General features: G+C 45.7%; 7 protein-coding genes. All 7 read right to left on the bottom strand.

The window, feature by feature from the left end:
* Positions 1-309: GTP-binding protein (locus tag AB840_RS09495; RefSeq protein ID WP_048514605.1), on the bottom strand; the 309-nt coding region annotated here is incomplete at its 3' end.
* Positions 310-340: 31 nt separating this feature from the next.
* Entirely contained in the window at positions 341-2413 is a 2073-nt protein-coding gene (fusA, locus tag AB840_RS09490; protein ID WP_048514604.1) for an elongation factor G, read from the bottom strand.
* A 35-nt stretch (positions 2414-2448) separates the two neighbouring features.
* A complete protein-coding gene (gene rpsG, locus AB840_RS09485; RefSeq protein ID WP_048514603.1) occupies positions 2449-2919 on the bottom strand; it encodes a 30S ribosomal protein S7 in 471 nt (156 codons plus the stop codon).
* A gap of 51 nt (positions 2920-2970) precedes the next feature.
* Positions 2971-3345, bottom strand: a complete 375-nt coding sequence (gene rpsL, locus AB840_RS09480; protein WP_048514602.1) for a 30S ribosomal protein S12 — start codon at positions 3343-3345, stop codon at positions 2971-2973.
* 78 nt (positions 3346-3423) lie between these two features.
* Positions 3424-3669, bottom strand: a complete 246-nt coding sequence (locus AB840_RS09475) for a ribosomal L7Ae/L30e/S12e/Gadd45 family protein (protein ID WP_048514601.1) — start codon at positions 3667-3669, stop codon at positions 3424-3426.
* A 275-nt stretch (positions 3670-3944) separates the two neighbouring features.
* Complete coding sequence (locus tag AB840_RS18300; protein WP_354523561.1) at positions 3945-4052, bottom strand: hypothetical protein; 108 nt, start codon at positions 4050-4052, stop codon at positions 3945-3947.
* A gap of 745 nt (positions 4053-4797) precedes the next feature.
* The gene (rpoC, locus tag AB840_RS09470) at positions 4798-9051 is read right to left on the bottom strand and encodes a DNA-directed RNA polymerase subunit beta' (protein WP_048514600.1); all 4254 of its coding nucleotides are present in this window, start codon (positions 9049-9051) and stop codon (positions 4798-4800) included.
* Positions 9052-9057 lie beyond the last annotated feature (6 nt).

Here is a 9057-nt window from a genome sequence, read left to right as displayed (position 1 = left end):
GATAGCTCCATCCATCTGCGCCGCGCCGGTGATCATGTTCTTAACATAATCGGCATGCCCCGGGCAGTCTACATGGGCATAATGACGTTTATCTGTTTCGTATTCAACGTGTGCCGTATTGATTGTAATACCGCGTTCACGTTCTTCCGGTGCTTTGTCGATATCTGCATAATCTTCAAATTTAGCGTAGCCCTTTTTGGACAATACTTTTGTGATTGCTGCTGTCAACGTTGTTTTACCATGATCGACGTGACCAATGGTACCAATGTTAACATGCGGTTTGGTTCTTTCGTAATGTTCTTTAGCCATTTTACAGTTCCTCCAGTGTAATTAAAATATATTAGCCTTTTTCGCTGATGACCTTTTCTGCTACATTTTTAGGAACTTCTTCGTAGTGATCAAAAGTCATAGTATACACGCCGCGTCCCTGCGTTTTAGAACGCAGATCCGTTGCATAGCCAAACATTTCAGCCAGTGGTACAAACGCATTGATATGTTCAGCGCCGCTGCGCATTTCCATACCTTCAACCCGACCACGACGAGAGTTTAAATCCCCGATTACATCACCCATATAGTCTTCAGGAACGACGACTTCGACTTTTACATACGGTTCAAGGAGAACCGGGCTAGCTTTTCTAGCGCCTTCTTTAAAGCCCATAGAACCAGCGATCTTAAATGCCATTTCCGAAGAGTCAACATCATGATAAGAACCATCATATACGACGACCTTAATATCGACCATGGGGAACCCGGCAAGAACACCTGTTTCCATTGCTTCCTTAACACCTGATTCAACAGGACCAATGTATTCTCTTGGAATGGCACCGCCGACAACTTTGTTTTCAAATTCAAAGCCGACCCCTGGTTCCTGCGGGATAAGTTCGAGCCAGCAATCGCCATATTGACCACGACCGCCGGACTGACGAACAAAACGACCTTCCTGTTTTACAGTTTTCCGGATTGTTTCACGGTAAGCAACCTGCGGCTTGCCGACATTGCAATCCACCTTGAATTCACGCGACATACGGTCAACAATGATATCAAGATGAAGTTCGCCCATACCAGAAATAATAGTCTGTGCCGTTTCAGGATCCGTTTTTACCTTAAAAGTCGGATCTTCTTCAGCAAGACGAGATAACGCAATGCCCATTTTTTCCTGATCGGCTTTTGTTTTTGGTTCAACTGCAACAGAAATAACCGGATCCGGAAATTCCATCTTTTCAAGAATAATCGGATGTTTTTCATCGCAAAGCGTGTCACCGGTCGTTGTATCTTTCAAACCAACAATAGCGCCGATATCTCCACTGTACGCTACTTGTACTTCTTCACGATGGTTGGCATGCATCCGAAGGATACGTCCAACACGTTCTTTTTTACCCTTTGTAGAGTTGTATACATAGGTACCAGCCTGCAACGTACCAGAATACACACGGAAAAACGCTAATTTACCAACAAAGGGATCGGCCATGATTTTGAAAGCCAATGCCGAAAATGGTTCATCATCATTTGCGTCACGATGATCTTCTTCATCCGTATCTGGATTCGTGCCTGCAACCGGAGGAATATCAAGCGGTGATGGCATGTAGTCAACAACCGCATCAAGAAGCATCTGAATTCCCTTATTCTTATACGCAGAACCGCAAAGAACCGGAAACAATCTATTCGTGACAACGGCTTTACGAATAGATGTTTTAATTTCATCAATCGTAAGTTCTTCGCCGTCAAGATATTTCATCATGAGGTCATCATCTGTTTCACAGATAGTTTCAAGCATGATTTGATGATATTTTTCAGCTTCTTCTTTCATATCATCCGGAATTTCTACAATTTCGATTTCTTTGCCGAGTGCATCATCATATACTTCAGCCTTCATCGTAATGAGATCAATAATTCCACTGAAGGTCGTTTCAGCACCAATTGGCAGCTGTATAGCAACGGCATTAGCTTGCAGACGATCTTTCATCATCTGTACGCAATTCAGGAAATCCGCACCGGTCGTATCCATTTTATTGATAAACGCAATACGGGGAACATGGTAATGTTCTGCCTGACGCCACACTGTTTCAGACTGTGGTTCAACACCGCCCTTAGCAGAGAAAACAGCAACAGAACCATCGAGGACACGCAGAGAGCGTTCAACTTCTACAGTAAAGTCAACGTGCCCCGGAGTATCGATGATATTGATACGATAGCCTTTCCACTGAGCCGTTGTCGCAGCAGACGTGATTGTTATACCACGTTCCTGTTCCTGCGCCATCCAGTCCATAGTAGCAGCCCCATCATGAACTTCGCCGATTTTATGAACACGCCCGGTGTAGAAAAGAATACGTTCTGTTGTCGTGGTTTTACCAGCATCAATATGAGCCATGATGCCAATGTTTCTCGTTTTTTCCAAAGAAAATTCTCTTGCCACGATTTTTTCCACTCCTCAAATAATATTAAATTAAATTACCAGCGATAATGGGCAAAAGCCTTATTAGCTTCCGCCATTTTATGTGTATCTTCCTTCTTTTTGATAGCAGCGCCTGTATTGTTAAATGCGTCCATCAATTCAGCAGCAAGTTTTTCCTTCATAGTACGTTCACCGCGTTTACGGGCATATCCTACTGTCCAGCGGATCCCAAGGGATAACCGGCGATCAGCACGTACTTCAACCGGAACCTGATAGTTAGCGCCGCCTACACGGCGGGCACGGACTTCCAGCACAGGCATAACATTATTAAGCGCCTGTTCAAAAACTTCCAATGGATCTTTATTCATTTTAGAACGGATGATGTCAAATGCATCGTAAACGATGGATTCAGCGACACCCTTTTTGCCGTCCAGCATTACTTTATTGACAAAGCGTGTTACCAATTTTGAATGGTATACCGGATCCGGCAGCACATCACGCTTCGGCACAGGGCCTTTTCTTGGCATGTCTAATTCCTCCTTATTATGTAGGTCATCAATTCCTCTTAAAAAGCAAGCTTATTTGCTGCTCTTTTTAGCGCCGTATTTAGAACGGGACTGCTGACGATCTGTTACGCCGGCGGTATCCAGGGCACCACGAACAATGTGATAACGTACACCAGGAAGGTCTTTAACACGACCACCTCGGATTAATACAACACTGTGTTCCTGTAAATTGTGACCAATGCCAGGAATATAAGCAGTTACTTCAATAGCGTTCGTCAAGCGGACACGAGCGACTTTACGCAGTGCAGAGTTAGGTTTTTTCGGTGTAGCGGTATACACACGAGTGCAAACACCACGTTTCTGTGGGCAGTTTTTCAAAGCCGGCGCATTGGATTTACAAATAGAATCCTGACGTCCTTTACGAACCAATTGGCTGATTGTTGGCATATGGGCACCTCCTCTCCAAACAATTAGATTTATAATGTAATCATCAACGAGCAAACTCATAAGATGATATTACCAAAATTATTTAAGCACCCCGACAGCTGCCGCTTTTACCTTAATATGGCAGGCTAAGCCGAGTTCCATCATAGTAGATGACTGATCTACCGGTATTCCTGCGCCCTGAGCATACGCAATAAGCGGCGCAATAACCTCTGCATCGCAGTCTTTCGCAACGTAGAGGCATGTGACTTCGTTTCGTTTCATCGCTTTCAGCGTTTGCTTTGCACCTACAGTCTTACGAACGCTGCCTGCTATCTCTAAGCTCACGAAACATCACTCCTTAATCTTACAAATTGGTCGCGCTGATTCACTGCGACACTTAGATATTTTAGCATTACGTATTGTGGATGTCAATGTATTTTTCGTAAAACCTGCGTAACTAAGACATTTTTTATTACACTTTCCCGGGTGTATCAAAATAATCAAATAGGATATCACCCATTAATTGAGTGAACCGGCCTCTCACCACACCACCGTACGTACCGTTACCGTTGGCTGGACCGGCTTCCGGCTATTCGTCAATATCCCTGTCAGATATTTCCCTATTCATACACCTTGTCCGCAGGTATACCCGATTTCGTTACATTGCGTATCCGGGTTCTGGGCTTCTTCCCTTGTTTCCAGATGTACATCCGTAGCCGTCGCCGCAATCCTTGATTCCAGACCTGTAACGTTCGTTTGACGTCCGCTATGTAATAATAGCCCCACTACCCCCGCAGGAATATTTTTACTTCCTGCGTGACCGTACGAACATTCCGTCTATGCCCGGCGCGCCATGGTTGCGTTTGACTTGCTTGTATGCGCTGTCCAGTATGCGTTCCATCAAGTCGCTAGCATGTTTCTTTCTCTGTCATCCGGAAAAACGGTACGCAGCGCTCCCGCATATCTTTCACGTTCCACGCTATCCATTGGCGAGCAGCCATATGGTTTTCTGTGGTCATCGTACCGGCTTCTTTTCTATAGATACTTAAAACTTACACTGGTTCAGTCCTTCCCTGTTGAAATTCAGGTACAATGGCCTCGGGACTTCTCACAGCAAGCGTTGCTCCCCTTTCAGATGACCTACTCACGTCTGTGAGACCTCCCCAGATAAGAATGCAGTCTTTCTTTTCATCTGTCTGCCACATCTACAGAATTGGCCTCGAATAGTTTTGGGCCTCGGTTTATAGATCAGCCTTACCCGATTACGCCTGTCTTGTATGCGGTTTCTGTTCACCGGACCAACGATTTGCCGCCAGCTTCTTCAGATTCCATCTTGCTGCCTTGAGCTGTGTGCTTGGCACTATTTCTTCTGCACTCGGGACTTTTACCCGTTAGACCGCGTCCACGCCGGATGCACTATCAAAAAAGAACAAGCCCGAAAAATCAGGCTTGTTCTTTTCCTTATACGTGTTCTCAATGCCCTGCTTCAGGTGTCTTACCTTCTCCTGCTTCCAAAACATCAAGAAGATTACCATCTTCATCTTCATAATGGATAGACGGAACCGTTTTTACAACCTTAACCTTGCGATACCGGCTCATACCCGTACCAGCAGGTATGAGTTTGCCAATAATAACATTTTCCTTCAAGCCTAAAAGCGGATCAATCTTTCCCTTAATAGCCGCATCGGTAAGGACACGTGTTGTTTCCTGGAAAGATGCGGCCGACAGAAACGATTCCGTTGCCAATGCGGCCTTAGTAATTCCCAGCAGCATCGGTTTCCCGACAATCGGCTTGCCGTTTGCCGCTTGAATACGACGATTGGAATCCTCAAAAACATTGACATCTATATAATCGCCTGGAAGAATATCCGCGTCACCGGCATCTTCAACTTTCATCTTACGCAGCATTTGGCGGACGATGACCTCAATGTGTTTATCATTGATCCCAACACCTTGCGACTTATATACTTTCTGTACTTCATACACCAAGTATCGCTGGGTCGCTTCTACACCCTGAATCCGCAGAATATCGTGAGGATTGATCGATCCTGAAGTAATCCGGCTGCCTTTTTCAATCATATCACCTTCATGAACGACCAAATGGGAGCCATAAGGAATCGTATAGCTTCTTTCTTCGCCATCCTTATTGACAACATGTACGATATTAATATCATGGTGATCTTCTTTTTCTGTAATAGAAACAACGCCATCAATTTCAGTAACGATAGCATTCCCCTTTGGCTTACGCGCTTCGAACAGTTCCTCAACACGGGGAAGACCTTGTGTAATATCACCAGCAGATGCTACCCCGCCAGTATGGAAAGTACGCATCGTCAGCTGCGTGCCTGGTTCACCGATAGACTGGGCAGCAATCGTCCCCACAGATTCTCCAACATTGACCTTACCGCCTGTACCGAGATCACGGCCATAGCATTTAGCGCACACACCGTACCGGCTGCGGCAGGTAAGAACGGAACGAATCTTGACCTTGCTATAATATTTGGCGACTTCCTCAGCCTGATCTTCCATAATTTCTGAATTCAGCGGTACAATGATCTCACCTGTATTGGGATTAATTAGGGTTTCGGCAGCAGTACGACCAGCAATCCGGTCTTCAAGCGGTTCAATGACCCCATTACCTTCTACGATTGCCGTAACTTCTACGCCGCGAATATCGTTGTTACGAACCTTAACTTCAGTAACGTCACTTGACAAAATCCGCTCAATTGCATCTGCTGTCAGCGGCGTTCCAGCCGGGCAAATTTCCATATCATGGGAATCGACAACCGCCTTTTCCACTGTTTTACCCAGCATATTTTCCACCATAGACTTCCGAATAGCTTCACGGAAGCCTTCTTCAGGCGCCCCCAACGTGACGGTTTCCACAACATTCGTATGATTTAAGTCATCGTTTATATCCATCTGGCTGCCGCGAAGATATAGTTTTGGCAGCTTATGTTCGATAACTATATCCATATCGTCCGTTGTCAGAATATGATCCGTCGGAAATACGATTTCCTGTGTTTCCGGATCAGCAACCTCTTTAACCAGTACACGGCCAATCAGTTTGTCTCTCAGCAGATTGACGGCCTGTCGGCACGAGCTGGCCAGACGAGCTCTTTCCCGGACAAGATCAATACCAAACACATCACAGTCATCTTCTCTGACAATGACATCCTGAGAAACATCGACAAGACGCCGGGTCAAATATCCAGAGTCAGCGGTACGCAGAGCCGTATCAGCCAAACCCTTGCGGGCGCCGTGACTGGATGTAAAATAATCCAATACAGACAGCCCTTCACGGAAGTTAGCCTTAATCGGCAAGTCAATGATACGGCCAGAAGGATCTGCCATAAGTCCACGCATACCCGCAACCTGGCGAATCTGCTGCTTGTTGCCGCGGGCCCCAGAATCAGCCATCATGAAAATAGAATTGAATGGATCCATGTTATCCATCATAACTTCTGTTACATCATCTGTAGCTTTTTCCCATAAAGAGCACGTCTTGCGATACCGTTCATCTTCCGTAATAAGACCGCGCAAATACATTTTGGTAACATTTTGCACCTGCTTATCCGTTTTATTGAGGATTCCCCATTTTTCTTCCGGAATTTGAATATCAGATATGGCAATGGACATCCCCGCCTGACGAGCATAATGATATCCAATGGCCTTGACCCGATCCAGCAAAGCAGCCGTTTTTGTATTTCCAAAAAGATGAAAGCATGCATCAACTAATTTGCCAATCTGTTTTTTATTCATCAGCACGCCCAAGCAGGCTACATCTATAAACTCTCTGCCCTCTTTAAATGCGGCTACCGCTTCCTTATCAACTTTATGTCCCGGGAGAGGATTCGTAGCCATCAGGTCCACTCCAAATTTTTCTTTTAACTGGGAAAAACCATAATCCAAAATTCGACCTTCAACATCTTTCATCTTAACAAAATGTGTCGAATCGATAATACCATTTTCATAAGCAAACTTCGTGTCTTGCGGATCTGTAAATACCATGACTTTATCGGTATGATACAATCGCAATGGTTCATAAATCTGATAATTATATAACAGCTTACCTGCCGTCGTCTCAATCATACCATGATGAGGAATGCGTACCTTGATCAGCGCTTCAATATCAATAACCTTGGCATCATAAGCAAGCATAACTTCATCATAATCAGAAAATATTTTTCCTTCTCCCATAGCGCCCGGTTTGACCAACGTTAAATAATATGCTCCCAAAACCATATCCTGTGTCGGTACCGCAACAGGCTTGCCATCTTTGGGCGCCAAGATATTATGGGCCGACAGCATGAGTGTGCGCGCTTCGGACTGTGCTTCTACAGAAAGCGGCAGATGGCAAGCCATCTGGTCACCATCAAAATCCGCGTTAAATGCCGTGCACACCAGCGGGTGCAGCTTGATAGCGCGTCCTTCCCAAAGAATAGGTTCAAATGCCTGAATCCCCAAACGATGCAATGTCGGTGCACGATTCAACAGCACCGGATGTTCCTTAATAACGTCCTCAAGCACATCCCATACTTCGTTGTTGACCCGTTCCACTTTTTTCTTGGCATTTTTGATATTTGTGGCAATGCCTCGTTCAACAAGCTTTTTCATAACAAAGGGTTTGAATAATTCCAATGCCATTTCCTTTGGCAGTCCGCATTGATGCATTTTCAGTTCCGGCCCGACAACAATAACGGAACGACCGGAATAATCGACACGTTTTCCCAACAGATTCTGCCGGAAACGTCCTTGCTTTCCCTTAAGCATATCTGATAGGGATTTGAGAGGCCGGTTTCCAGGTCCCGTGACGGGCCGGCCGCGGCGGCCATTATCAATCAACGCGTCAACGGCTTCCTGAAGCATACGTTTTTCATTGCGAACAATGATATCCGGTGCCCCCAATTCCAAAAGCCGGCTCAAACGATTGTTACGATTAATGACCCGTCGATACAAATCATTCAAATCAGATGTAGCAAACCGTCCACCGTCAAGTTGTACCATCGGGCGCAATTCCGGCGGAATAACAGGAACAACATCCATAACCATCCACTCCGGTTTGTTCCCTGAATGACGGAAGGCTTCTACAACTTCCAGACGCCGGATAGCACGGACACGTCTCTGTCCGGAAGAGTCACGCAGTTCTTCACGCAGCTCCTTATCCAGCTTTTCAAGATCCAATCCTTGAAGAAGCTCCTTGACAGCAGCCGCACCCATACCGACGCGGAATTTACCACCGTACATATCAAGATACTGGCGGTATTCCGTTTCCGTCAGCAACTGCTGCTTAATCAAGGGCGTATCCCCCGGATCCAGAACAATATAAGACGCAAAATACAACACCTTTTCCAACGAACGCGGGGAAATGTCAAGAATCAGCCCCATTCGGCTGGGAATCCCTTTGAAATACCAAATATGGGATACTGGCGTAGCCAACTGGATATGTCCCATCCGTTCACGCCGTACTTTGGCACGAGTTACTTCGACACCGCAGCGATCGCAGACAACCCCTTTATAACGAATACGTTTATATTTGCCGCAATGACATTCCCAGTCCTTTGTCGGCCCAAAAATGCGTTCGCAGAACAAGCCATCCCGTTCCGGTTTCAATGTACGGTAATTGATCGTTTCCGGTTTTTTGACCTCGCCATGAGACCATTCAAGAATTGTTTCCGGTGAAGCCAGGCCGATCCGCATGGAATCAAATTCGTTCACATCTAGCACTAGTAC

The sequence above is a fragment of the Megasphaera cerevisiae DSM 20462 genome (genome assembly GCF_001045675.1).
Classification (GTDB): Bacteria; Bacillota; Negativicutes; order Veillonellales; family Megasphaeraceae; genus Megasphaera; species Megasphaera cerevisiae.
This window is presented reverse-complemented; position numbering and strand designations above follow the sequence as displayed.

Bases quoted from the DNA above. Each gene is read 5' to 3' on its own strand.
- rpsG (WP_048514603.1), bottom strand. From the start codon at position 2,919: ATGCCAAGAAAAGGCCCTGTGCCGAAGCGTGATGTGCTGCCGGATCCG.
- rpsL (WP_048514602.1), bottom strand. From the start codon at position 3,345: ATGCCAACAATCAGCCAATTGGTTCGTAAAGGACGTCAGGATTCTATT.